General features: G+C 40.9%; 23 protein-coding genes and 2 pseudogenes. 15 read left to right on the top strand and 10 right to left on the bottom strand.

What is annotated here, in order from left to right:
- The 6 genes from NSTCB13_RS20700 (at position 1) to hpsP (ending at position 8,046) form a co-directional block, all read left to right on the top strand.
- On the top strand, positions 1-792 hold the full coding sequence (locus NSTCB13_RS20700; RefSeq protein WP_445630980.1) for an SAM hydrolase/SAM-dependent halogenase family protein: 792 nt from the start codon (positions 1-3) through the stop codon (positions 790-792).
- Between the two features lie 422 nt (positions 793-1,214).
- Complete coding sequence (locus NSTCB13_RS20695) at positions 1,215-1,991, top strand: glycosyltransferase family 2 protein (RefSeq protein WP_445630981.1); 777 nt, start codon at positions 1,215-1,217, stop codon at positions 1,989-1,991.
- 603 nt (positions 1,992-2,594) lie between these two features.
- Entirely contained in the window at positions 2,595-4,253 is a 1,659-nt protein-coding gene (hpsL, locus tag NSTCB13_RS20690; RefSeq protein WP_445630982.1) for a hormogonium polysaccharide biosynthesis protein HpsL, read from the top strand.
- 271 nt (positions 4,254-4,524) lie between these two features.
- Complete coding sequence (gene hpsN, locus NSTCB13_RS20685) at positions 4,525-5,505, top strand: hormogonium polysaccharide biosynthesis glycosyltransferase HpsN (RefSeq protein ID WP_448273673.1); 981 nt, start codon at positions 4,525-4,527, stop codon at positions 5,503-5,505.
- An 86-nt stretch (positions 5,506-5,591) separates the two neighbouring features.
- A complete protein-coding gene (gene hpsO, locus NSTCB13_RS20680; protein ID WP_448274202.1) occupies positions 5,592-6,767 on the top strand; it encodes a hormogonium polysaccharide biosynthesis glycosyltransferase HpsO in 1,176 nt (391 codons plus the stop codon).
- Between the two features lie 106 nt (positions 6,768-6,873).
- Positions 6,874-8,046, top strand: a complete 1,173-nt coding sequence (gene hpsP / locus NSTCB13_RS20675) for a hormogonium polysaccharide biosynthesis glycosyltransferase HpsP (RefSeq protein WP_448274201.1) — start codon at positions 6,874-6,876, stop codon at positions 8,044-8,046.
- Between the two features lie 229 nt (positions 8,047-8,275).
- Here hpsP and NSTCB13_RS20670 read toward each other — a convergent pair whose 3' ends face one another.
- The gene (locus tag NSTCB13_RS20670; protein ID WP_448273672.1) at positions 8,276-8,911 is read right to left on the bottom strand and encodes a hypothetical protein; all 636 of its coding nucleotides are present in this window, start codon (positions 8,909-8,911) and stop codon (positions 8,276-8,278) included.
- Between the two features lie 1,101 nt (positions 8,912-10,012).
- On the opposite strand from NSTCB13_RS20670, the pseudogene NSTCB13_RS20665 reads away from it, so the two are divergent.
- Positions 10,013-10,653: pseudogene (locus NSTCB13_RS20665) on the top strand (peroxiredoxin).
- A 115-nt stretch (positions 10,654-10,768) separates the two neighbouring features.
- Positions 10,769-11,353, top strand: a complete 585-nt coding sequence (locus NSTCB13_RS20660) for a Uma2 family endonuclease (protein WP_448273671.1) — start codon at positions 10,769-10,771, stop codon at positions 11,351-11,353.
- Positions 11,354-11,383: 30 nt separating this feature from the next.
- Here the strand turns inward: NSTCB13_RS20660 and NSTCB13_RS20655 are convergent, their stop codons facing one another.
- Positions 11,384-12,082 (bottom strand): DUF305 domain-containing protein, encoded by a 699-nt coding sequence (locus NSTCB13_RS20655; protein WP_448273670.1) that lies wholly within the window; start codon positions 12,080-12,082, stop codon positions 11,384-11,386.
- Positions 12,083-12,303: 221 nt separating this feature from the next.
- Here NSTCB13_RS20655 and NSTCB13_RS20650 point away from each other — a divergent pair, with 221 nt between their 5' ends.
- The 3 genes from NSTCB13_RS20650 (at position 12,304) to NSTCB13_RS20640 (ending at position 13,730) form a co-directional block, all read left to right on the top strand.
- The gene (locus NSTCB13_RS20650; protein ID WP_445630988.1) at positions 12,304-12,441 is read left to right on the top strand and encodes a hypothetical protein; all 138 of its coding nucleotides are present in this window, start codon (positions 12,304-12,306) and stop codon (positions 12,439-12,441) included.
- Between the two features lie 91 nt (positions 12,442-12,532).
- Positions 12,533-13,219: a hypothetical protein gene (locus NSTCB13_RS20645; protein WP_448273669.1), complete on the top strand. Its 687-nt coding sequence runs from the start codon at positions 12,533-12,535 to the stop codon at positions 13,217-13,219.
- Positions 13,220-13,289: 70 nt separating this feature from the next.
- Positions 13,290-13,730, top strand: coding sequence for a hypothetical protein (locus NSTCB13_RS20640; protein WP_445630990.1), 441 nt, complete (start codon positions 13,290-13,292; stop codon positions 13,728-13,730).
- A gap of 213 nt (positions 13,731-13,943) precedes the next feature.
- Here NSTCB13_RS20640 and NSTCB13_RS20635 read toward each other — a convergent pair whose 3' ends face one another.
- Both NSTCB13_RS20635 and NSTCB13_RS20630 read right to left on the bottom strand, forming a co-directional pair.
- Positions 13,944-14,294 (bottom strand): hypothetical protein, encoded by a 351-nt coding sequence (locus NSTCB13_RS20635; protein ID WP_448273668.1) that lies wholly within the window; start codon positions 14,292-14,294, stop codon positions 13,944-13,946.
- Between the two features lie 205 nt (positions 14,295-14,499).
- Complete coding sequence (locus NSTCB13_RS20630) at positions 14,500-14,985, bottom strand: hypothetical protein (protein ID WP_448273667.1); 486 nt, start codon at positions 14,983-14,985, stop codon at positions 14,500-14,502.
- A gap of 1,056 nt (positions 14,986-16,041) precedes the next feature.
- On the opposite strand from NSTCB13_RS20630, the gene NSTCB13_RS20625 reads away from it, so the two are divergent.
- The gene (locus NSTCB13_RS20625; protein ID WP_448273666.1) at positions 16,042-16,326 is read left to right on the top strand and encodes a hypothetical protein; all 285 of its coding nucleotides are present in this window, start codon (positions 16,042-16,044) and stop codon (positions 16,324-16,326) included.
- Positions 16,327-16,734: 408 nt separating this feature from the next.
- Here the strand turns inward: NSTCB13_RS20625 and NSTCB13_RS20620 are convergent, their stop codons facing one another.
- Positions 16,735-17,058, bottom strand: a complete 324-nt coding sequence (locus NSTCB13_RS20620; RefSeq protein ID WP_448273665.1) for a DUF5615 family PIN-like protein — start codon at positions 17,056-17,058, stop codon at positions 16,735-16,737.
- Positions 17,055-17,291, bottom strand: coding sequence for a DUF433 domain-containing protein (locus NSTCB13_RS20615; protein WP_448273664.1), 237 nt, complete (start codon positions 17,289-17,291; stop codon positions 17,055-17,057). The genes NSTCB13_RS20620 and NSTCB13_RS20615 overlap by 4 nt, the downstream gene beginning before the upstream one ends.
- A 544-nt stretch (positions 17,292-17,835) precedes the next feature.
- Here NSTCB13_RS20615 and NSTCB13_RS20610 point away from each other — a divergent pair.
- Entirely contained in the window at positions 17,836-18,558 is a 723-nt protein-coding gene (locus tag NSTCB13_RS20610; RefSeq protein WP_445630992.1) for a TerC family protein, read from the top strand.
- Between the two features lie 89 nt (positions 18,559-18,647).
- Here the strand turns inward: NSTCB13_RS20610 and ndk are convergent, their stop codons facing one another.
- Positions 18,648-19,097 (bottom strand): nucleoside-diphosphate kinase, encoded by a 450-nt coding sequence (gene ndk, locus NSTCB13_RS20605; protein ID WP_322670768.1) that lies wholly within the window; start codon positions 19,095-19,097, stop codon positions 18,648-18,650.
- 300 nt (positions 19,098-19,397) lie between these two features.
- On the opposite strand from ndk, the pseudogene speA reads away from it, so the two are divergent.
- A pseudogene (gene speA, locus NSTCB13_RS20600) lies at positions 19,398-21,414 on the top strand (biosynthetic arginine decarboxylase).
- A 138-nt stretch (positions 21,415-21,552) separates the two neighbouring features.
- On the opposite strand, the gene NSTCB13_RS20595 reads toward speA, so the two are convergent.
- The 3 genes from NSTCB13_RS20595 to NSTCB13_RS20585 form a co-directional block, all read right to left on the bottom strand.
- A complete protein-coding gene (locus tag NSTCB13_RS20595; RefSeq protein ID WP_445630994.1) occupies positions 21,553-22,722 on the bottom strand; it encodes a sugar phosphate nucleotidyltransferase in 1,170 nt (389 codons plus the stop codon).
- 395 nt (positions 22,723-23,117) lie between these two features.
- Positions 23,118-23,960, bottom strand: coding sequence for a segregation/condensation protein A (locus NSTCB13_RS20590; protein WP_448267595.1), 843 nt, complete (start codon positions 23,958-23,960; stop codon positions 23,118-23,120).
- Positions 23,961-24,311: 351 nt separating this feature from the next.
- Entirely contained in the window at positions 24,312-25,397 is a 1,086-nt protein-coding gene (locus NSTCB13_RS20585; protein ID WP_448273663.1) for an AI-2E family transporter, read from the bottom strand.
- A 127-nt stretch (positions 25,398-25,524) separates the two neighbouring features.
- Here NSTCB13_RS20585 and pdxH point away from each other — a divergent pair, with 127 nt between their 5' ends.
- A complete protein-coding gene (pdxH, locus tag NSTCB13_RS20580) occupies positions 25,525-26,169 on the top strand; it encodes a pyridoxamine 5'-phosphate oxidase (protein ID WP_322692728.1) in 645 nt (214 codons plus the stop codon).
- Positions 26,170-26,282 lie beyond the last annotated feature (113 nt).

Genomic DNA, 26,282 nt, shown 5'->3' with positions numbered 1-26,282 from the left:
ATGTTTATCTGCGTCATTGCAGACTACGGTACAGGAGATCCGGCATTTACTGAAGTCACACAACGTCTGCTGATGACTTTTCCCCATGCTCAAATTCATTTGCTTTCGGTTCCAGCATTCAGTACCTTAGCAACGGGATTCTGGATTGCCCAACTCGGACTCAACCCTGGCCCTAGCGATCGCCTAATTTATCACAACTGTGCGCCTCGTCAGGACGATCCTGAAGCTCGTCGAGATAATGAAGGTGAAGGGTTAACTTATGCCCTTCTATCTAATGGTGTAAAAGTAGTGGGTGTGAATGCAGGCTACACCCTCTCCTTTATCAAAGACCATACAAAGGAGTTGCGAGTCGTCAACGTTTCCCGTGGTGGTTCGCAGTTTCGCTCACGAGATGTATTTCCTCCAGCTGCGGCTGCGGTTATGAATGAAGATTTTAGCATTCTGGGAGATAGCCTCAAGAGCGAGCAAATCCCAGATGTTCCACCAGATCGCATTGCCTGGATTGATGGCTACGGCAACATTAAAACAACTATTGGGGCGCATACAGTTAACTTGGAGCCTCAAAGCAAGATCGTCATCCGAATTGGAGATGTGGTCAGTGATGCAGTGTATTCTGATGGCAGTTTCAAGGTGTCTGAAGGAACTTTAGCCTTTGCTCCTGGTAGTTCTGGTTGGTCAAGAGGTGATTCCGGAGAACCATTGCGCTTTTTAGAGCTATTTTTGCGAGGAGGGAGTGCTTGGGAACGCTTTGGTCGTCCCCGTGTGAATCAGCAAGTAACTCGAATTGTCTGAAATCGGGTAATTGGCTTGTGTTACTGTCAGTAGACCGAAAATTTTTCCAGAACCCTTACCAGCCGTTGATTAGAGTTTAGAAACACAATTTGCCGGAATTTTGTTAGAGTCTGCTTTTCCAGAAACGAGGTTGTTGGTGGTTTAAGGGTGCATTACAAGCATAAACGCAGCTCGCACTTCGACACCTTTCGGCTTCGCGGTAGTTGAATCTCGACTTCGCTCGATTACCGCGCAGTCGAAACTCAGGGCAAGAAGCTCAGTGACCATCGTAGACATCGCGATCGTCAACATCAAAACCTGTCTGAAACCCTGATTCTTTCGTCAATAAAAGTTTTCGATCTACTGACATTTAGTCTTACCGTCAGTCATAACGTGTTATTATTTGCTTCGAGATTCCTAGCTGTTTGTTCTGATAAAATACAGTGCTTGTTTTTGTTATCCCACTCAAAAGTGCACAAGTTTCCAATTCCTGGGAGCGTGTTACACAATTATTTGAAAGATGTATTAAATCAGTTTGCAATCAAACCTCACCTAACTTTCACGTTATTGTTGTTTGTAACGAAAAGCCCAAAATAGAATTCACTCATCCTCATATTACATACATTACAGTTGATTTTTCACTTCCAAACGAGCCTACCCCTGTAGCCAAAGGAGATACAGATAAAGGGCGTAAAATCTTAAAAGGATTGATGTATGCGCGTCAATTTTATCCCACTCACACTATGACAGTTGATGCTGACGATTGTGTGAGTCAAAAGTTAGCGAAATTTGTTCAACAACATCCTGATTCTAATGGATGGTTTATAAATAAAGGTTATAAATATCAAGAAGGCAATAATTACATCTATATCAAAAGAAGCAATTTTTATAAAATGTGCGGTACTTGTAATATTATTCGATATGATTTGAATGATCTACCAGAAACCGCAGAATATAATCGTGGCTACGGATACTATAAATATTATATAGACCACGCTAAAGTGAGAGAGATTTTAAAGAACAAAGGAAAATCCATTAAATCATTACCATTTCCAGGTGCAGTTTATATTTTGGCAACAGGAGAAAATCTTTTTGAAAATTCAAAAAGATTAAGATTTAGCATTTTTAATCGTAAATTATTAAATCAATCATTGAGAGACGAATTTGGATTATACAATCTACAGCAATCCAAAGAGATTTATCAACTATCAGAATTGTAAATTTTTTGGGAAAAAAATCTCATAAATGGTCTTATACAATCTGTTAGCAAAGTGTAACGCACCAAAAGCTTGAAATTGTGCCGTAGTTTCTGCGCTAACACAACGCCAGTTACTACAACGTAAAGCCTTCTCTTTTCCCAAAGTGAGACGCTACGCGTAGCTTGCTTCCACCAAGTGGTAAGGAGAGGTTTGTCTGCAATCATTGGTGTCAACTTAACGTAAAAACAAGTCTAGAACTAGCTTTTAGATTGCCTCGTTCCCAGTCTCCGACTGGGAATGCTCGTCTTTGAGGCTCCGCCTCTCTTGCTGGTGGCAGCAGCCCAATTGAAGTGCATTTCTAGCCAGAGGCTAGAAACAAGGTTTTAAAGGAGTTTCAGCTTAAGTTGACACCAATAATCTGCAATACGCCATACGTAGGTTGCTTCCCTGTAAGGGTACACCAACAGCATGACTTCTCTACGAGAGGCTGCGCCAACGCTTAGAGCAAGTACTCAAGCGTCGGAAACCTCCGCAACGCACTGGCCCACTACGTGTATTTTATAAATCAAATATTAGTCCTATATAATGGAGTCTTTTGCGAGGCTGATAGGCTACAGTGCCACTATGCCAAAATTTAAATCAAAATCTCAGCAATCTAAAAAATCAAAATCGAAAAAGCAGGCTAAAAAGGAAACTTCTACCCTTAGTCTCAAAGAACAGTTAGCCCAAAAGCGCAAATCTGCTCAAGTACGTAAAGAACTTACTAGTTTACTCACCACCGCCGTTTTTGGCGGTGTCTTCGTTGGCATTCTACTTTTTTTCGTAGCTGGAATTAAAGCAGCAGTCCCTGGTGTGTTAGGGATAATAGTCATGTCCCTTTCCTACAAATATCCGCGCCAAGCCCTATATGCCTTCATCATTTACATACCTGTGGGAGGTACTGTCACCTACTACTTGGGCAATAGTCCCATACTCCAATTAGCTAAAGATGCCTTTTACGTTCCAGCGCTAATTGGACTTTGGCAGACTTGCCGTAGACAGGGGCTACCGATAATTATTCCCAAAGGCATTAAAATCCCACTTTATATTGTTTTGGCTTGCAGTCTGCTAACACTGTTGTTTGTTAATGGTGGACAACAATTTAACCCGCCTAGTGCAGGACTATTAGAAAAAGCACCCCCAGAAATACCATTAGGTATGGGAATTCTGGGACTAAAAGTATTTTTAGGCTATGTCCCCCTGATTGGTTGTGCCTACTATCTAATTCGCGATAAGCGGGATTTTCTATTTTTATTGCGCCTCCAGATTGTCCTCACACTGATTTGCTGCGCGCTAGGATTTATTCAATATTTTTTACTACTAACTGGTGTATGTCAGGGTACTAGAGGTCTTGAAGGAGATGCTTTATTTAGAGCAACACTCGAAGCCCGATGTTATTTTGGTGGAGCGCTAGTATATAGTCCCGAAGAAGGAGTTATTCGCCTACCAGGGACATTTGTAGCTCCTTGGCAGTGGGCTTGGTTTTTAATTTCTAGCACCTTTTTTACCTTTGCCACCGGCTTCACCGATCCCTCGCCAATATGGCGGATTATCGGTTTAGCTTCGATAGCGGGAGTCTTTATCGATGCTGTAATCTCTGGGCAGAGAATCGCCTTAGCTTTAGTACCAATCTGCTTCGGGATTTTGCTATTGCTTACCGGACAACTTGGCAACCTGAAACGATTTATCCCCATAGGCGTGGGACTTGCCTTCATTCTGGGAATTGCGATGGTGACTAACCCTGCTGTCGTACAAGAGAGAACCGAGAGTTTTGTCAGTCGTTGGAACGCTTCACCACCTCAAGATTTTATCATCCAGCAATTTGAAGAAAATTGGAAAAACGTAGACGGGCCATTGGGAAGCGGCTTAGGACGAGCAACAAACTCTGCCCGTGTGATGGGTCAAACTAAGCTTGTGGAAACCTACTATCCCAAAGTACTTTATGAAGTAGGAATTTTTGGATTACTATCATTTTTGGGTTTGGTAACAAGTTTAACAATTCTGGGCTTTAAAACCTATCGCTCGATAAAGAACCGTAATTTCCGTAGTTCCGGAGCCGCTTTGTGGGTGTTTATATTATTTATTAGCACCAACACTTACTACTATCCTCTGGATGTCGATCCTGTTGCTGCCTATTATTGGTTTTTTGCGGGAGTTCTTTTTAAGTTACCAGAACTGGAGAAACAAGATAAGGAAGAAGCCAACCCCCAACAAAAAAAGAAGAAACGTTTAAAAACAATTTAAACGAAATAAAAATGGCCAAAGATATGATTGGAGGTCAAAAATCCCTCAGTATTTCAAACCTACCTCGAAATTCTCGCCATACACTTATTTTTCGATGATACTTATTGATAGGTAAGTAATTTCGTAGTCAGAGAGAGGAATGAAAGTGAGGTTTTTCAAAATCCGTGAAAATACAGTATGTAAATTAAAGCAATAACCACTTACTGAATTTCATAAAAATTAATTTCTACAAGGCTATTATAGAGATAGTAAAATTACTTAAATAAAATTTATGAATAATTGGCCATTAGTTACTGTAGTTATTGCAACCTACGGACGAGAAGAAGCGCTACGGGATAGCATTGTGGATGTCTTAAAACAGGATTATCCAAATTTTGAAGTTTTAATTGTAGACCAAACTCCAAAACACCAACCAGAAATTCAAGCCTACCTAGAAGAGATGGCAAAGGCAGGTAAAATTAAATGGTTGCGCTTAGATTGGGCAAGTTTACCAGGGGCGCGGAATTATGCTGTCCGGCGGTCATCTGGTGAAATAATATTGTTTATTGATGATGATGTTCAGTTAACTCCAGGATTGTTAGCAGCCCATGCGAAAAATTATGTGCAAAATCCAGAGGTGGGGGCTGTAGCCGGTCGGGTCTTTGACAGAATGAAATTAGGTGATTCTAGAGGAGATTTAGAGATTGAATATCTGCCTCCCGAAGCTATGGACCCAGGAATTGCTTGGTATCATATTGATTTAGTACATACCATCAAACCCCAACAAGTACTGACAGCGAGGGGCTGTAATATGTCATTTCGCCGCGAAATCTTTACTAAGTATGGATTGAGGTTTGACGAAAGGTTTCGCGGTAGTGCAGTACGCGAAGAGTCAGATTTTTGTTTGCGGGTAAGACAGACGGGGTATAAGATTTGGTACGACCCAGAAGCCCATTTGGTGCATTTAGGCGAAGAAACAGGGGGTTGTCACGATATTAGTATGCGATCGCTAAAATATCAACTCACCTTTTACCACAACCATTTTTTACTAGGGCTGAAAAACCTCACTGTTACTCAAGCTTTACGCCTATACGCCCGTTTATTTGACTGTCACGTTCTGGGACGCCCACCTTGTCACAAAAGCGGTTCCCCGATAAAAATTGCCAGTCGCGCTATTTTCTACACTTTGGGTTTTTTCAAAGCCTTGGGTACTGTCATTCAATCACTTTGGAATGATGGTCAAATTTACAGTCGATTGGATGAACAAGTTTAGTTAGGAGTTAGGAATTAGGAGTTAGTGAAGGACAAATAACAAATACTTCGACTACGCTCAGTACAAGTGACAAATGACAAATGACAATGAAAATTTTAGTTGCAAGTCACACTTATATCGTAGACCTTAACTGTGAAAAATTACGCGCTTTATCTCAACTAGAATCTGACATTGAAGTGACAGTTGTAGTCCCAAAGCGCTGGAAACCAGGCGGTGTACAAAACAGAATTATTGAAACTGAATACCGTGATGAAGGCAGATTTAAAATAGTTCCAGTTTCTAATTTTAGTCAAAATCATCAGGGACTTCTTACCTTTGGCGCTGATTTGATATCTTTATTAAAACAATTTCGCCCGCAAATCATCCAAGTTGAACAAGGTTCTAGAGCTTTGGCTTATACTCAAATGATTGCCTTAAATCAGCTATTAGGACTCAAGTCCAAAAATATATTTTTTACCTGGTGGAATCTTCCTTATGAACTGAAACTACCAATTTCTCTATTAGAAAAATATAACCTCAAGCACAGCCACGGAATTATTTCTGGCAATCAAGATGGAGCAGAAATTTTGCGGCAACGGGGATATACAGGTGCAATTAAAGTCATGCCACAACTGGGTGTAGATGAAAGTTTATTTACTCCCAAAGTTCAACCAGAGTTAGCAGCTAAGTTGGGCATTGAAAAAGAAGATTTTGTAGTAGGTTTTGTAGGGCGATTTGTGCAAGAAAAGGGTTTATTAACGCTTTTGCAAGCTTTAGCTATTTTGAAAAATAAACCTTGGAAAGTACTATTATTGGGACGAGGAGAATTGCAAAGTGAATTAATCAAAATTGCGGCAGAAAACAATATTAAAGAAAGATTAATTTTGATAGAAAGTGTTCCCCATGATGAAGTTGCAAGTTATATCAATTTAATGAGTACTTTAGTATTACCTTCAGAAACAACTTATAAGTTTAAAACCTTAACTTCTGCTGGCTGGAAAGAGCAATTTGGTCATGTGCTAATTGAAGCAATGGCTTGCCAAGTTCCTGTAATTGGTTCTGATTCTGGGGAAATTCCCTATGTAATTGGCGATGCTGGCTTAGTATTTCCTGAAGGTGATGTTCAAGCTCTTGCTAATTGCTTAGTTCAATTAATGGATAAACCAGATTTTGCTCATACTCTCGGTGAAATGGGTTATCAAAAAGCAATGATTCAATATACAAATAAAGCTTTGGCTAAACAGCAATTAGAATTTTATCAAGAGTTAGTCATTAGTCAGTAGAGACGCGATTAATCGCGTCTGTACATTGGTCATTAGTGAATAATAAATGACAAAGGACAAAGGACAAATGACAAAGGACAAAGGACAAAAGACAAATGACAAAAAAATGAAAGTGTTACAAATTGTCCCCTCAATTTCTCTAATTTACGGCGGGCCGAGTCAAATGGTACTTGGATTAGCTCCAGCGTTAGTCAAAGAGGGAGTAGAAGTTACAATTCTCACAACTGATAGTAATGGTGATAATGGTCAAACACCTCTGGATGTCCCTTTAAATCGCCCAATTAAACAAGATGGCTATGAAATAATTTACTTTCGTTGCGCGCCGTTTCGTCGCTACAAATTTTCCCTCGATTTATTAAACTGGCTAAAACGTCATGCTCACGAGTTTGACATAGCACATATTCATGCTTTATTCTCGCCAATAATTAGTGCTGCGGCTCTTGTGTGTCGTCAGCAAAAGCTACCTTATATTTTCCGTCCTTTGGGTACTCTCGATCCGGCTGATTTACAGAAGAAAAAGCAATTAAAACAGCTTTATGCCGCAATTATAGAACGTCAAAATTTAGCTAGTGCCGCAGCAATTCATTTTACCAGCGACCAAGAAGCTAAAATATCAGAACGATTTGGAGTATCTACGCCAGATTTGGTGATTCCCTTGGGTGTGATTCCCCGTCAATCTTCTGTTAAAAATGTATACAGTCAGTTAGAAATACCAAAGGATGTACCATTGGTGTTGTTTATGTCACGAATTGACCCGAAAAAAGGGTTGAATTTGTTGATTCCGGCGCTAGAGAAGCTGTTAGCGGTTGGTTATAAGTTTCATTTTGTTTTAGCTGGGACTAATCCCCAAGAACCAGATTACGAACAAAAGATAATATCTCAAATTCAAAATTCACCATTGCGATCGCACGCTACAATTACAGGCTTTGTCTCTGGTGAACTCAAAGTTAGTTTACTACAAGCTGCTGATTTATTTGTCTTACCTTCCTACTACGAAAACTTTGGGATTGCTGTAGCTGAAGCGATGGTTGCAGGTGTACCTGTAGTCATTTCTGACCAAGTGCATATTTGTCAACAGATACGTGATAGCGAGTCGGGTTGGATAGGCGCAACAGATGTGCAAGCACTGGTAGAGTTACTACAAGAAGCTTTGCAAAATCCCGCAGAACGCCAACGACGGGGATTAAACGCTCAAAAGTATGCCTTGGAAAATTTTAGCTGGGATGCGATCGCAAAGCAAACAATCAAAGCCTACCAAAAAATTCTCACAAATAAATGAATTTAACAAGAAAGAATTCAGGAGTCAGGAGTCAGAACTCAGAATTGAATTCTCTGCGGCTGGTAGAGGAATAAATGGTTAAACACCACACCAAAAGTCCCTAATTAAAATTGCATTCTGAATTCTGAATTCTGACTTCTGACTTCTCTTTTAATCCAACGCAGATAACAGCAGTTTTTGCCAAATAGGTGCGAGAATTGCTTTGACAACGATATCCGCGATCGCAAAACTAATTCCAATCAACATATAAGTTTTCGGAAAGGGGAGACTTTGGAACTTCCCCTCTGATGCGAGTTATTAGATTTAATCCTAATGCAGCTAAAGCTACCCCAGTGGCGATAAACCCGATTATCCGCAAAATTGACCACGGATACCACCCTAAAATAGCTGCTAGCCAGGGTTTAGCACTAACTTTTACTAATTCTGCAACATAAAAATTCATGTAGTTCAGCATCCAAGTGCCGAATATCAATGCCGCACTACTTAAGGTGACAACGCAGAGAATACAAAAAATTCCGTATTGCAATAAATGGTCTGGTAAAAATAAACGGATTGTTCCTTCCATACCTTCTCCCGTGCGAATCCAGTGGAACATTTCTGTAGTGTATGACTGTCCGCGAAGAATAACTTTTGCTGCTGTTTCTGGTACGATTGTTGTTACTATAATCACGGCAATACTCTGCAAAACTCCCCACAGTAACATCCACCAAAAAGCACTTTTATATTCTTGACGACGCACTTGTAAAAAGAAAATGGGATAGGGGACAGCAGCACCTAAAATCGGCATCAACTGGGGAACTCCAAAAACAAAACTTGCTGTTGTGCTGAGGATAACACCAATCACTAAAAAGATTACTATCATCATAAGTAATTCAAAATTCAAAAATAATAAATATATTTGTAGTTTTTATTCTGACTATTTGCTTTATAGCGTTTCCCAGGCAACTGAGGTACACCTAAGTCTTGCTCACCAAGGTTAATAGCTTTAAAAACGTACCTCACTAGGTCGGGAACCGCTATATAACAATTGAATTTGTAATAAACCTCATCTATGTTGAAACCTAGAGTTTTTTAAAAGATATATTGATGTAGGTTGGGTGGAGTGAAACGCAACCCAACATTACCACCAAATTTTATGTTGGGTTACGCTATCGCTGCACCCAACCTACTTATCTCGCAGTTGTGCTGAGGAGAACACCAATCACTAAAATTATTACTATGATCATAATTAGTTTATAATTCAAAAATCATAAACATAATTTGTACCCTTTCTTCTCAATACTTACATTATAAAAATTAAAATTTTAACAGTTTCAAAACTTATCAAGATATTGTATCTATGCCAATAAAGGTTCCCGTAATTCTGCAATAATCTGGAAATATTATTAATCAATAAGCCTAGACCTGCAATGGCTTGTACTCAGCTATTGCCTGATATTTGGAATTCTCTATGTAAAGAAAAACCTCTAAAAAAACATATTAATTAAATGCATATATGTGTACTTTAGTCAATATAATTCTTGCAAAAGTCCGGGAAAAGGGGAAGGTGGGGCCCCCTCTGGGGATAAGGGGCCTTTCAAGGGCAGGCTTTTAGGCTTTCGATAAATAGTTGAGAATGTTCTCAATTATTGAACGTAGTTTTAAGTTCTCAGACAATGGTTTTGGTTTTAAAATCCCAAAAATTTGTCTAATCAAAAAACCTGCCCCAGAAAGGGATAAGGGGCGGGGGAAAAGGGTAAAGAAACTCAAAATCCTTTCCCTTTAACCTTTACCCTTTCCCCTCTCTTGCAAAAATATATTTTTGCAAGAGGTCTAATAGTTTTTACCTCTCTTTCGTCCCTTATCCGAGAGCGCTGACAACCTAAAATTTTGTTTCAAACTGCTAAACTCCGACTGGGAAATAGGGGTTTTATGTCATGATGGCATACTAGAATATATATGCCTTTCTAACTACAGGGAATCTCTCATGGCTCTCCGTCTAGGTGACACAGTACCCAACTTTACGCAAGCCTCAACACACGGCGACATCGATTTTTTACCAATGGGCAGGTGACCAGCTGGGTTGTGCTGTTCTCTCACCCTGCTGATTTTACACCTGTTTGTACAACAGAACTTGGCACAGTTGCCAAGCTCAAACCAGAATTTGACAAGCGCAATGTTAAAGCGATCGCACTCAGCGTTGATGACGTAGAATCCCATAAAGCTGGGTGGGGAGACATTGAAGAAACTCAAAGCACCACTCTGAACTACCCGATTTTGGCAGATGCAGATCGCAAGGTTGCCGATCTGTACGACATGATCCACCCGAATGCTAATGCGGCTGTGACAGTGCGATCGGTTTTTGTGATTGACCCCAATAAGAAACTCCGCCTGAGTTTTACCTATCCTCCCAGCACAGGACGTAACTTTGATGAACTGTTGCGGGTGATTGATTCTCTGCAATTGACTGATAATTACAGCGTGGCGACACCAGCTGACTGGAAAGATGGAGAGGATGTTGTAATTGTCCCTTCACTCAAAGATCCAGAAGTACTAAAACAGAAATTCCCCAAAGGTTATGAGGAAATCAAACCCTATCTGCGAATGACTCCTCAGCCTAACAAGTAAATCTGAAAATGATTTCGGATGAAAAATAAAGACGCCAAGATATAACTTTGCGTCTTTGTTTTTTTGCGTGAGAATATAGTCAGTGGGCTAGCATCCGAACCTAGAGGAAATGCCAATGTTTTCATCCCCTTTGGTTTTGCAAATTCCGTCATCAATGCAAATGACAGACGAACAATTTTTTGAATTCTGTCAGGTGAATCGTGATTTACGCATTGAGCGAAATCAATTCGGAGAATTGGTAATTATGCCTCCGACTGGTTCAGAGACAGGAAACCGAGCAGGTAATATCTCAGGACAGCTATGGGTGTGGTCGGAACAAGATGGTACAGGTATAACTTTTAGCTCTAGTACCGGATTTAAGTTATCAACAGGTGCAGAACGCTCTCCAGATGCTTCTTGGATTAAACTAGAACGGTGGAATTCTCTGTCTCCAGAACAACAGCAAAAGTTTGCTCCTATTTGTCCAGATTTTGTAGTCGAACTCAAATCTGCTAGCGACAACCTCCAGACTTTGAAAGAAAAAATGGAGGAATATATGAATGAGCCAGGAATACAGTTAGGCTGGTTAATTGACCGTAAGCAGCGTAAAGTTTATATTTATCGTCCTGGATTGCCAGAGGAATGTTTAGATAATCCTGCTAGTGTAAGCGGCGAGTTGGTATTGCCTGGGTTTATTTTGAATATGAGTAAAATTTGGTGAGAAAATTTTATCGAAACAGAATACATAATATTACTGGTTGTACCAAGCTTTTCGCCACTGTTGCATTTGTTTAATTTCTATATCTTGGGCTTTAACAATTTCTTGGGCTAATTTCTTGATTTCAGGACGCTTAGACTTAGTTGAGGCATCTTGCGCCATTGTTACAGCACCTTCATGGTGAGGAATCATCGCATTGATAAAGCGCAGATCGAATTCGGCATCAGCTGCACCTAAATCTTGACTCATCATCATAGTTTTCATTTGGTCAGATGACATTTCCATCATGTGGCCCATTTGACTGTTGTAAGCCATTGGTTGATCTCCCGCCTTGGGATACCAAGCTTGTCGCCACTGCTTCATCTGAGTGATTTCTTGGTTTTGCGATTTGATGATATTGTCTGCTAGCTTTTTGATTTCAGGACGTTTTGATTTCTGCTGCGCAACATTCGCCATTTCCACAGCCCCTTGATGGTGCGGTATCATAGCGTCGATAAATCGTAAATCAAAATTAGCATCGGCTGGGCCTAAATCCATTCCCATACTGTGATTCATCATGCCACCACCATGATTCATCATCTGCTTGTCATTAGCATTGCTAGTGGTTTCCTTTGGCGCTTGGCTTTGGTTCTGGGAAGCAGTATTGCTACAGCCTGTAATTAACCCACCAGTTGAAGCGATCGCAACAAAAGTTAGCGCTAAAAAGCCATTCCTGAAAAATAGCAGTTGCATAAATCTTACTTAACATATTTCTAATTTTAACGATCTAATAATCCAATGAAATTAAGATAAAATCTAAAGATTACCGACAACTTATTTTTACAAAGCCGGGGATTTTGTTTCTCATTGCACTAATTGCTCATGCCTATACTCGGTACATAAGAGATTTATCGGGTTTCCGAGCGATCGCTAATGTCTGAACCTGCTACTGTAGAATCGATTGTTAACGGTATTTGAGAAGACTAAGTTATTTTGAACAAGAACATTTACGTGCCGAAGAGGCAGAAGAACGCGCTAAACAAGCAGAGCAAGAAATCGCTCGACTGCGGGAGGCTTTACGTATACAGGGCATTGACCTAGAGAATATTTGATGACATTAGGAAATTAATTAGATGCATTTTCAAGTTAAAATCTACTAATCAGTATGTAAAAAAGCGTAATCTTCTGAAAGTAGGGCATCGTTTGCAAGCAACAGAAATTAAGGATCGGTTAAAGTCCCTTATCGAGCAAGCCTCCTCGATAGATCATAATCTAGCGAGAAGATTAGATGAAATCAATCGTTGGGTAAAAGACATCAAGCCAGGTTCTCTGACTGCAAAACCCTTTGTAATTGCCTTTCTGCTAGAGGTAATTACAGATTCTACAATTTGGCTGATGATTAAATCCTTACCTTCAGAAGAAGAACAAAAAGCAAAGTTCGAGATAATGACGCCGATTGAGAGATATTGGTATGGTTATCTCTTTCCCAGATGGTTCAATGCAAGTGACTCCAAGTTTTATATTTGGAAACAAAAATTGATGGCAGGCGAGTTTAATCAGGTTGATAATGATATCATTAGATCGATAGCTCAAGATATTGTTCAGCGAGAAGGTAGTTTTTGGCAGCGTTATATAGCCGACCTTTCTATGGCAACAGATTTAATTGTTAGTCGTAACAATCAACCACTGTGCATTCAAGTTACCAGTGTTAGTGAAGAACTCAATCATCAAAAGTACGAAGCTTGGCAAAATACACTGCGATCGTGGGAAATCGAGAGGGGGCTGTTTTTAAGTTACAATCCCAAAGATACTAATTTTGTCAACCAGTTAGTCAACGTGGCCCTGTATAACAGTGATTACCTTTCTGGTGGCAAATATTTAAAATTTTAGTGACTTTTCAGGAATTTCATATTTCAGATTTGTGTCTAGCCTATATACTTACGTGCTAATTACAGCTTTTATGCCTAATAAGAGAGAAACTCACTGCAACAATCAAGTAGATACATTTGCTGAAGCTTTAGCGACGGCGCGACAAATGCAGCAGAACTGGTTAACTTACGGTGTTGATTTTGTCAATATTTACGTTGAAAATGTGGAGGGAGACTGGCTAGAAACGTGGGGACATGATGAAATATTAGGTAATTTTCAATTAGATACTATTAAAGAATTTCTGGTAAGTAATGATACTGTAGCTGTGAGGGTAAGAGAGCATTTAGGAGAGCGATCGCTGTTTGATTTTGCAGTAAACTTAGATGAAGTTTGGAAAATTTCCCAAATAGATGACAGGCTATCTGCTGTGAGAAGCTTGTTAGCTGGTGAAGGAAATAGTGTTGATACAAATGATATCAGATTAGTGGATTTAGCAAATAGTCTACTAGTAAAGTTGACAGAGATTTTGTGAAATTTAGAATCACAGCAGCAGACACAATAAACCGTTTGTAGAGACGGCGATTTATCGCGTCTTTGTCATAACCAGATTCATATCCCCTTCATCCCCTTTGTGGAATTTAAACATCTGTTATTGTATCCATCAATGAAGATGTCGCTAGATAAGGTAGGATATTTTGGAACCAATCACAGCAAGTGCGATCGCATTCAAGGGGCGACAAGCGAGTTAAAGTGCTTGCTGTATAAGCTCCATAGCCTTTAAACCTCGCTGATAATATGCTTGCTTATTGCGAATAGAACCGACCATTTCTTCGACCCATGCTTGACACTCATGCAAAGCTTCTATCCAATTGAAACCATATAAACCTATCCAAAAATTACTATGCCTTTTTTCAGTTTTACCTTGCTCTTGGGAACGGCAGACATAAGATTGTTGTCGTTGTAATTTAATTTTTTGACCTTGTATCCAAGCACTAGTCATTGCTAAAGCTATTAAAAAAATTAAACGTACAAGTCTATCAGGATTGGCTTGAGAAGCTTCTAGATTGTACCCACCAGTTTTACAATCTTTGAACATCGCTTCAATGCCAAAACGTTGAGCATATATTTTGAGGGCAGTGTTTAAATCAGGTAAATTAGTTAATAAATACCAAGCTTCCTTATCTTGCTTCCCCCTATACTTCCTTTTCCAATAAACAGCTAAATTGAAGCAACCAAAACCTGTTTTTTGAGTAACTTTAACATCAGGATAAAAGGAGCGAATACCAGGATAAATCTCAATGCTACTTAAAGGTTGAAATTTCTGTCTTTTTTGACGAAAAGTAGTATCCTTGTTTTTGACGAAATATAAAACTGAGGTTCTGCTTGTGGAGCCACTGTGCTAGTTCGACACTATGGAATTCTCTGTCCCCAATAATTACTAGTTTGTACTTTTTTAATAGTCGAATTACTGGACGTAATACTTTTTGTTGTTCTTCTAGGTTGCTACTACCATCTTTTCCTAGCAGACACCAATATATTGGCCAAGCTCTTTTTTGGTAAATCACACTCACCATCAACACATTATTTTCCTTCCACTGTGTTCTATCCATTGCAATGGTTAATTGTGACCCCAGTTGAAAATGTTGGTTAATTAGGGCTTCAATAATCGGAAACCACAACAATACTACACTTAAGGCATTTAGCGTTAAAAACCTTTGTATATGCCGTCTACGACTATTTTGTTGTATTGGTAATGGTAGTGTCGCTGCCAGTCTTTCTATCTTCACTTGTTTTTGATTTTGTAGTAACCCACACCAACATCTTTAGGGTGATTAACTGTGCTTTATTTAGGTATTTTTCTAAAAAATTTTGGTAGAATGATGCCAGCATTATTATGACGGTCTTAATCAAATTACGAGACCGTTCTTTTTTACCATTAAACTGTACCCTACAGATAGTAGCTTAATAACTGTACAGTTCATTCTCAATAAGCACACAAATGTTTCCAGGGGGTCTGTGCCTCCCAAACCTTTAGCTTGCAGGGTTTAGAGGCGATTGTCGCCCCTTGAAGTCGAAATCAGTGCATCGCTGGGGACTGGGTGAAAAGTCTTTTTGTGTTTCGGTTTTATCCTCCTCAAATTAAAATTGAACAAAAATAATAAACGACTGCCCGAATTCAATAAACGACTGCCCGAATTCAATAAACGACTGCCCGAATTCAATAAACGACTGCCCGAATTCAATAAACGACGCCTCGAATTCGATGAACGACACCCCCCTTAATCCCCCCCTTATAAAGCTACGGTGTATAGACAAATTTGAAATAGTTGATTAACTAAGGTTTTACCCCACCCTAACCCTCCCCTTGCAAAGGGGAGGGAACTAGATTTCCGATTTCCCCCCAATGCATCGGGGGGATTAAGGGGGGTAATTTGACTTGTGTATACACGGTAGCCTTATAAAGCGGGGAAATTGACAAGTTTACCCCTCCTCTTGGTAACTATGGTGTATATACAAGTCTGAAATAGCTTGCAAACTTGGACTTGTGTGTACACCGTAGCCAATACATCGGGGGATTAAGGGGGGTAATTCGACTTGTGTATACACTGTAGCCTTGGTAAGGGGAGGGGTGGGGTGCAAGAGGATTCATGCAAGATGTATATTGCAATGCAACGTCTCTAGATTTGGATTCATGCTGCAATTCAATAATGCAAAATTATTTTTAAATAATGCTTTAGAAGTATAAAATTATACTATAATATAAAGAATAAAGGCGATCGCCCTCCGCCAAGAGCCTGCGATCGCTTTTCCCTAAACCTTCATTCTGGGAGAAAATTCTCGTCATGGCACAAGAAGAAGATTTTGTAGAAAATCAATCAGAACCGCAACAATACTTAGAAAGCGAAAAAATAAATACACCTGCTTCCATTCAACCTTTTGCAAATCTATTACCCAAAAGAGAACCAATTAAACATTTACTCATTGGTTCTTCAAAAGCCGTTACCAGCACAATCCACTATTTGCAAGTAATTGGCTACGCCAGCACAGGAGACTGGAGTCCATTAATACCAACTGGCAACGCAGACGAGGTAATGAGTATTTTAATCCGTCAGATTTTAATGCAATAAGACATATTTAGATGGTGCGTTGTCGCATAGCGCAACGCACCCTACCTCAGCTAAATATTTCAAGCAAAAAAATTGTAGGTTGGGTGGAGGCTTTGCCAAAGCCAACATCGTGATATAGCAGTTTTCGATTGGGTGAGGTACAGTTTTGACCTCTCTCCAAACCTCTCTCCTAAAAGGAGAGAGGCTTTGAATTTTTCCCCCTTCCCTCGTCGGGAAGGGGGTTAGGGGGTTAGGTCTGTCTGTATACCTGTACCTCACTGAATTGAAAATGGTTATATATGTTGGGTTGCGCTCCACCCAACTTACGTCTAATGCACAATTTTTTTGCTTGCCACGCTACTACCTCAGCTAAATATTTCAAGTCTGTTGTATATAAAGATTACTGATGCACAATAATGGCATCTCGATTTATTTCAATATAGGAATGTTCTTAAACAATTCAATTACAGATTGGAAGTTAGCTATAAATAAGGATTCCAGTTCTGAATTATTGATATTGCCTGTCGTGATTAAAAGTAGTTTATAAGGTTGCTGAACTGTTAAAAAAGAGTTGACAAAATCCACATCTTTAGTAATTAAAATTCGATTTTTTTGAATTGATACAGCATTAATCTCATTATCTGGCGTAGCATTTTCCCCTGGTAAATCTCTGGTGTGGATCGTGTCATAACCTGAAGTTTTTAGAAAACGGGCAAGACGAACTGGTAACTGAACATCAACACGAAATTTCATGAGGCAATTCGATGAATGCTTTTGACTTGGCTAAGTCGAGCAGCAAATAACAAGACAGCCAAAATATCTTCAGATTCTAAATCGTCATAATCTTTCAAGATTTCTTCAGTACTCATACCAGAACTGAGCAGTTCCAAAATAAACTCAACTGGATAACGAAGTCCTCGAATACAGGGTTTGCCGTGGCAGATATCTGGATTATGAGTAATGCGTTGTAGAAGTGTGTCATTCATAAAGAAATATTCATAAATTCTTACAATATTCTTGTTCTCATATTCTAATTCTAGATGGATGCCAAATAACGACAGCAGAAAAATAATTGTAGCTACAAATAAATACTTTTGACTGTTAATTTATTTTTGATTAAGGAATTTAAAAGTATAAAACTCTACTTTTTATCCAAATAAGAAAGGCGATCGCCCTCCGCCAAGAGCCTGCGATCGCCTTTCTGTAAATCTCCATTCTGGGAGACAATTACAATGATGGCACAAGTACAAAAGTTTGTAAAAAATCAGAAGTTCGCCCAATCAAAATTACAATTTTAGATGCGAACTGACAGCAGTCCATTGCGATCGCACTAAGCTAGATGTTAAAACTTTGGATGTATTGACTTATACGCAAATTACCCCACTCTCGCTGCGATCGCACACATTTAACCCTCTTCAAAATGCACCATAACCACGTTAAGCTGAATTAGAGTGGCAATTTATTGCGCTTTTTAACATGCAAATCTCTGTTTGAGTCAAAATTTAATTTTTTCTGCTTGAGAAACCCGGAATGCTAGACCGAATTTTTGATTACCTCGACTTTCATTTCACCATTGAAGCCCCGATAGTTCTGCTGATCTTGGTGCTTTTAGAGGCGCTGTTATCTGCCGACAATGCCATCGCCCTCGCGGCGATCGCTAGGGGGCTGGAAGACGAAGAACTTGAGCGTAAAGGACTCAACTTTGGTTTAGTCGTTGCTTATGTGCTGCGAATCACCCTGATTCTCACTGCTACTTGGGTACAACAATTCTGGCAATTTGAATTATTGGGCGCTGGTTATCTGCTGTGGTTGGTATTCCAACACTTTACCTCGGAAGAATCCAATGACGAACACCATCACGGGCCGCGTTTTAATTCGTTGTTGCAAGCCATACCCGTGATTGCATTTACAGATTTGGCATTTTCTTTGGATAGCGTGACAACTGCGATCGCAGTTTCTCAAGAAAAATGGCTAGTGCTAACGGGTGCAACAATTGGTATTATTACGCTGCGATTCATGGCGGGATTGTTTATCCGTTGGCTAGACGAATACGAAAACCTAGAAGACGCAGGCTATGTAACTGTCGCCTTGGTGGGCTTACGTTTGTTGTTGAAAGTAGTTAACGATAGTTTAGTTCCACCAGAATGGATCATGATTGCTGCCATCTTCCTGATTTTAGGCTGGGGATTTTCTAAGCGCGTTAGTACTGAATTACCCCAAGTAGAACCGGAAAAGAGCGAAGTCTCGAAATAAGAAGAGCAGGGGGCAGGGGGCAGGGGGCAGGGGAAAATAACTAATTCCTAGTCCCCAGTACCCAGTCCCCAGTCCCCAGTCCTAATGTCTTACTCGTGCAACCAAGGCGTTAAGTGTGGTTGCCAACTGACTAATTCTTCATCCTTAAACCATAGGGCTATTTCCCGTTGCGCGGTTTCTTGAGCATCAGAACCGTGGATTAAGTTGCGACCAATATTCAGACCAAAATCGCCCCGAATCGTTCCCGGCTCTGCTGTTAAAGGGTTCGTCGCACCAATAATCTTTCTAGCAGATGCCACGACACCATCACCTTCCCATACCATTGCTACCACTGGGCTAGAAGTGATAAATTCGACTAGACCAGCAAAAAAGGGACGTTCCCGGTGAACATCATAGTGTTGTTCAGCCAATTCTCGACTGACTTTTAGTAACTTTAAACCAACTAGAGTAAAACCTTTAGTTTCAAAGCGACGGATAATTTCCCCCACTAGTCCCCGCTGTACTCCATCAGGTTTAATTGCTAAGAATGTGCGCTCCATTACTATCTCCCAAAGCTTAATAAAGTTTTTATCTAGTCAATTGTCCTTTGTCCTTCGTCCTTTGTCGTCCTCTGTCTTGAGTCTAAGGGTTTTGCACTAATGACCAATAATCAATACTTCGACTACGCTCAGTACAAGTGACTAATGACTAATGACTAATGACTAATGACTAATGACTAATAACATACGACTCTTGACCAATCAGAGTTTATCTCAGAAATTATCCTTGGGTGCATATACGTTCCTAAATGAATGCGCTAAATTGTTAACTCGTGGGTGAAAAACAGAGGTTAGGAAAAAATGGGTGTTGAGTCAACTGCTACATCTGACGAGGTGGTACAAGTACCGTCCAATGGACAAAAAGAAGTGAAAAATCACAAGCAAAAAAAACTGTTACCACCGAGTTCTACCACAGGAGATTTACCTCGCTCCTGGAAAATTGAGGATAGCGAAGCCTTGTACCGCATTGAAGGATGGGGACAACCTTATTTTTCCATTAACGCTGCTGGTAACGTTACCGTCGCACCCAAGGGCGATCGCGGGGGATCTCTTGACTTGTTTGAATTGGGTCAATGCCATGAAGCAGCGCAACTTGGGACTTCCCATGTTGATTCGCTTTTCTGATATTTTGGAAGACCGGATTGAGCGGTTGAATGCTTGTTTTGCCAAAGCGATCGCTCGCTACAATTACCCTGGTGTCTACCGTGGTGTGTTTCCCGTCAAATGCAATCAAGAACGGCATTTGATTGAGGATTTAGTCAAATTTGGCAAACCCCATCAATTTGGTTTAGAAGCCGGTTCCAAGCCAGAATTAATGATTGCTCTAGCTGTGTTGGATACACCAGGAGCATTGTTAGTTTGCAACGGCTACAAAGACCGAGAATATATCGAAACGGCAATGTTAGCCCAAAGACTAGGGCAAACACCAATCATCGTCTTAGAACAGATTGAAGAAGTTGATTTGGTAATTGATGCCAATCGCCAGTTAGGTATTAAACCGATATTAGGTGTTCGTGCTAAACTCAGTACCCAAGGTATGGGACGTTGGGGAACCTCTAGTGGCGATCGCGCTAAATTTGGTTTGACAATGCCTGAAGTCATCGAGGCTGTTGACAAGTTACGCGAAGCTAACCTGCTCGATTCTTTGCAGTTGATGCACTTTCACATCGGCTCACAAATCTCTGCCATTAATGTGATTAAAGATGCTATCCAAGAAGCCAGCCGCATTTATGTGGAATTGGCAATGCTGGGAGCGGATATGAAATACCTTGATGTTGGTGGCGGCTTGGGCGTAGATTATGATGGCTCCCAAACCAACTTTTATGCATCGAAAAATTACAACATGCAGAACTATGCCAATGACATCGTGGCAGAGTTAAAAGATACCTGTGCAGAGCGGCAGATTCCCGTACCAACACTGATTAGTGAAAGTGGACGAGCGATCGCTTCCCATCAGTCGGTACTGATTTTTGATGTTCTTAGTACTAGTGATGTTCCTCTCGACAACCCAGAACCTCCACAAGAGGGAGAATCCCCAATTATTAATTATCTTTGGGAAACTTACCAATCCATTAACAAAGAGAATTATCAGGAGTTCTACCACGACGCAACACAATTCAAAGAAGAAGCCATCAGCCGCTTCAACTTAGGAATTTTACGCCTTAGAGAACGAGCCAAAGCCGAACGCCTTTACTGGGCTTGTTGTCAAAAAATTCTTACCATCACTAGACAGCAAGAATACGTACCCGATGAACTAGAAGACCTAGAGAAAATCATGGCTTCCATCTACTACGTGAATATGTCAGTGTTTCAATCGGCACCAGATTGCTGGGCGATCGATCAACTATTCCCGATCATGCCAATCCACCGCTTAGATGAAGAACCAACACGGCGGGGAATCTTAGCAGACCTTACCTGCGACAGTGATGGCAAAATCGATCGCTTTATTGACCTGCGCGATGTCAAGTCGGTTTTAGAACTGCACACCTACAAGCCCGGAGAACCCTATTATTTGGGAATGTTCTTAAATGGAGCTTACCAAGAAATCATGGGCAATTTGCACAACCTGTTTGGCGACACCAACGCCGTTCACATCCAATTAACGCCCAAAGGCTACCAAATTGAACACGTTGTCAAAGGTGACACCATGAGCGAAGTAGTAAGCTATGTCCAGTATGACTCCGAAGATATGGTGGAAAACATTCGCCAGCGCTGCGAGAAAGCATTAGAAGAAAAGCGCATCACCCTAGCGGAATCTCAGCGACTACTGCAAACCTACGAGCAGAGTCTTAGAAGATATACGTACTTAAATAGTTAAGAGTTAGGAGTGAAGAGTTAGGAATAAAGTTAAGAGTTAGAAGTGAAGAGTTAGGAATAAAGTTAAAAGTTACAAGTGAAGAGGGAAACATGAAATAATAACTCCAAACTCCAAACTCCAAACTCCTAACTCCTAACTTTAATTTGTATTTGTCCCCAACAATTCCTCTATCGCTTGTCGCTCAACAGGGGTATGTGATGGCGGTGTCTGACGGGCATCGGTAATCAGCCAGTCTAAAGCAGCAGCTTGAACATCGATCGCAGCGCCGGTTTTATCTACGCAATAACGTCCAAATACCAGCTTATCGACTAACCGGATTCCAGGGCCCAGGCGCGACCATTCAAAAATGACGCTGTTTTCCACTGTTGCACCACTACATATCCAACAATTGGGGCCAATCATGGCTGGGCCGACAATTTTAGCTCCGTCTTCGATTCTCGTCATCCCACCAATATAAACTGGGCCTGTAATATCCACTTTGTCCCAATTTACGGCGACATTTAAGCCAGTGTAAATACCAGGGGCGACTTCATGACCAGGAATTTGCACATTTTTGATTTCACCCAGCAGCACGCCGCGAATCGCCCGCCAATAGTCTGGGACTTTACCAATATCTACCCATTCAAAGTCCATAGGAATGGCGTAAAAGGGGGCTTTGATTTCTACCAATTTGGGAAACAATTGGCTACCAATGTCATATTCAACATTAGAGGGAATATAGTTAAAAACCTCTGGCTCAAAAATGTAAATACCTGTGTTGATGTTGGTGCTGAGGGCTTCTTCAGTTGAAGGTTTTTCTTGGAAAGCTTTGACACGTCCCTCTTCGTCAGTCACAACCACACCATAGCTAGAAACTTCTTCCTTCGGAACAGATTTAGTGATAATAGTAGCGATCGACCCTTTAGCTCTATGCCATTTAACTGCCGCAGTTAAATCCAAGTCAATTAAAGCATCACCACATAAAACTACAAAGGTATCATCAAAAAACGGTGAGAAGTCTTGGATGCGCCGCATTCCTCCAGCAGAACCTATCGCTTCCCCCACCAGTTTTCCGTCGTCATCAATTTTCCCTTCAAAGGAATAGGCAATTTGCACCCCAAACCGCTGACCATCACGGAAATAGTTTTCTATTTCCTCAGCCAAATGACTAACATTGACTAGAATCTGGTCAAATCCATGATGGCGTAACAGTTCTAGCAAAAACTCCATCACTGGCTTTTGCAGGATGGGCATCATCGGCTTGGGCATAGTGTACGTAATCGGACGCACGCGAGTACCCTTGCCAGCCGCGAGAATCATCGCTTTCATAAAAATTTATTCCTCAACCACAAGCCAGTTTACTTTCATCGAGTGATACTTAATCATCAGTTTTGATTTCTGCTCTAAGTCATCCCCCAGAATAGGGATAACAGGAACTTAGCGTTTATTACAACCATCGATATACTTAGATGACAAGCGATCGCTTATCTTTTCAATTTACTCGGATTTTGGGGCTGAATCAAAAATCTATGACAATCTAGGCAGCAGCTATACTGGAGCCAGGAGGAAAATCCCATAAAATAAATTCCTATTTTTCTCACAAGCAAGCCTGAAATCTTGATGCCAAAGACTCACTTTGCTTTCTGCTTCACTTCGACTCCTTTCAAATCAGCACGGGCTGAACCTTAGCTATCCGCTAACGGAACTCAGCACTCTTCATGGACTTAGTTCATCGGATTCTCAAAAGGTTTGCCGATATTAGCTGAATCTCTAGTTAAGCGAATTTTAATTTCATGATAAAAATCCTCTTGAAATAGCTCTACTTTCGATTGAGCCGAGAGTAATAGTAGTGCCCAGAAAACGCTAACTAGGTTACTGTGTTTAGACTCATGTCCAGACCCATGTCCAGAGCCATTTTGGTTAAGAAGTTTTGTCTTAGTCCATAATTCTACAAGTTGTTCTAAATTCAACCAATTTTGTTCTAAACTTAGCTCTCTTGTCGACAATTTCAATACCTGCTCCAGTTCTGTGGCGACTTCTGTCAGATTTTCTTGGTGAGCTAACTCCAGCGCCTCTCGCATACTTTGAACGCTAGGTTGACGCCTGGGACGAATCGGTTTGCTGACTTTTTCTACCAGTTTCAGTTGGTTAGCCATAATCTGCAATTGCTCAATTAATTCTTGCAGAGTCACCCGGCGCTTTGGTGGTGGCATCGCTGCTGGACGACGACGTAATTGCCGTTCTAAGGGTAGACGATGACCCTGATGTAATATACCGTCTTCATCTGACAATAGAGCATCATCTTCTACACCATCTTGTGCATCTTCTACTGTTGACAATTGCATCAAGGTATTTGCCTTGAATAATACCAGCATTGATGCTGATAAAAATGCCTGTCCAGATTGAGACAAGTCCGCTTCATAGCCTCTTGTTATTGCCCCCGGTGCCATCAGTTCTAAATAGCGGTCAATCACCTCGATCACTTGGACATCCCAAGGATCAATTTCCCCTTGCTCGGCTTGGTAAATCAAAAATGTGATTGTTTCTAACAGCTCGGAAGCTTCCATCAATAGGTTCTAAGTTAATTAATGAGAATCAAAAGACTGTAAATTCAAGACTAAACTAATTGACTATTGGCAAAGCGTATACTCTATACATTCGCTTGCGCTTCTTTTTTCAGAAATTGCCTGCTAGCAATATCCTCTAAAATTTGTAATCGATCACCATTGTGAATTGTGAGATTAGATTGTGCAACTTTTGATCTTGGGCATTGGACATGGGGCATTGGGCATTGAGAAGAGACAAGGTAGACAAGGAAGAGGGGGGAGATAAGAAAGAGACTTGTTCAATAATTCCCCCTTGTCCCCCTTGTCCCCTTGTCTTCCTTGTCCCTTTGTCCCCTCTGCCCCCCTGCTCCCTTAATCAGGAGGCGAATCATGGGCAATAGTGACAGTTGAGACAAAATCACTCGGCTTGCCGCTCTTAATCGCATCGAAAGTGCCCTTAATAGTACCAGCAATTGGAACAGCAACAATTGTCCCTAACAAGCCAGCAATCTCAAATCCCATCAAAATAGCTACAAAAATCCAAATGGGATTGAGTCCGATAAAATTGCCGAGTATTCTGGGAGCTAACAAGTTATCTTTAAGCTGTTGCATGAGAATTGCCGCGATCGCAACTTGAACTGCTAACCACCAATTTTGCAGTAGTACTAAAATTGTCACTAGACCAATACCGAGAGACGCCCCAATAAAGGGAATGAGTTCTGAAATACCGATTAAGATGGCAAACAACAGGGCAAAGGGCACTTTCATCACTAAGAATATTGGTGTCAAAGTTAGCACCATGAACAGTCCTAGTAATAACTGTCCAAGGAAGAAGTTCTGAAAATTTAAGCGCAAAGATGTGGTGAGGGGATCTCCAATGTTAGAGGGCAAAAGATTGATTAGACCATACCAGACGCGATCGCCATATAAAAGCATATAAAATGCAAGCACAATGACTAACACTAAGTCAACTAATCCAGAAAGTAGTGTTCCAGCAAATCCTACTGCACCAGAAGCTAGCTGTTGCACTACATTTTGAATGTTGGCATTGATTTGACTGCTCACAACACTCAAATCAATTCGCAAATGTCGTTTCTCTGCCAGCATCTCAAATTGCCTTAGGTTTGTTTGACTGGCTGCTAACCAATCAGGGATCTTATTTAACAGTTGGATTGTTTGGTCAACGATCAAGGGTACTAGGGTAACACCTAAAATTCCCAGCAGAGTTAATGTTGCCAGTAAAACTAAGATCACCGCCTGAGTACGGGTGATCCGGGCACGTTCAAAGAACTTAACCGGGTAATTTAGGAGGAAAGCCAGAATCGTCGCAATGCTCAAGACAGTAATGGGATGCTGGAAATAGCGAAAAAGCACAGACAGCAACCAGATATTGAGAGCGATAATCGGACCGCTCAGACCATAAATTAATAAGCGTTGAAGGGAGGCTGAACGGCGCATCTGAGGCAACCTATTTTAAATATTTCTTGAGAGAATTTGTAAAATTCTTGATGGCACTGATTATCATCATAGATATTTTTAACAAAGATATATATAAGCGTATCTGATAGCAAGGAAACAAATCACAATGGACAAAACTGTAGCTGGCCTTCGCAAAGACTACACCTTGGAAGGCTTGAGCGAACTCGAAGTAGAACTCAATCCTTTTATCCAATTTAAAAAATGGTTCGATCAGGCACTTGCCGCACAACTCCCTGAACCGAATGCCATGACCATTGCCACAGCCACACCAGACGGTAAGCCTTCAGCCAGAATGGTGCTGCTTAAAGATTTTGATCGACGAGGCTTTACCTTCTTTACTAACTACAATAGTCACAAAGGACAAGAATTAGCAGAAAACCCCCAGGCCGCTTTAGTTTTTTGGTGGGCAGAACTGGAACGTCAAGTCCGGATTTCGGGGTATGTGGAGAAAGTTTCCGAAACTGAGTCTGACCAATATTTTCACAGTCGCCCAGCTAACAGTCGCCTGGGTGCATGGGTATCTAATCAAAGCGAGGTCATAGAAAGTCGAGAAGTCTTAGAGCGACGCTTGCAGGAGTTTCAAAGCAAACATGAAAATCAGGAGATTCTTCGACCACCTCATTGGGGCGGCTTACGAGTTATCCCTACAGAAATTGAGTTTTGGCAAGGACGCCCTAGCCGTCTGCACGATCGCTTGCTCTATAGCCGTTTAGATAATAGCACTTGGAAGATTGAGCGGTTGTCACCCTGAAGAAGAAGCAAGGGAGCAGGGAGCAGGGGGCAGGGGAGCAGGGGAGCAGGGGGGCAGAGGAGACAAGGGGACAAGGGGGAATTCTTAAACAAGTCTCTCCCAAGTCTTCCCCC

The sequence above is a fragment of the Nostoc sp. DSM 114160 genome (assembly GCF_053470305.1).
This window is presented reverse-complemented; position numbering and strand designations above follow the sequence as displayed.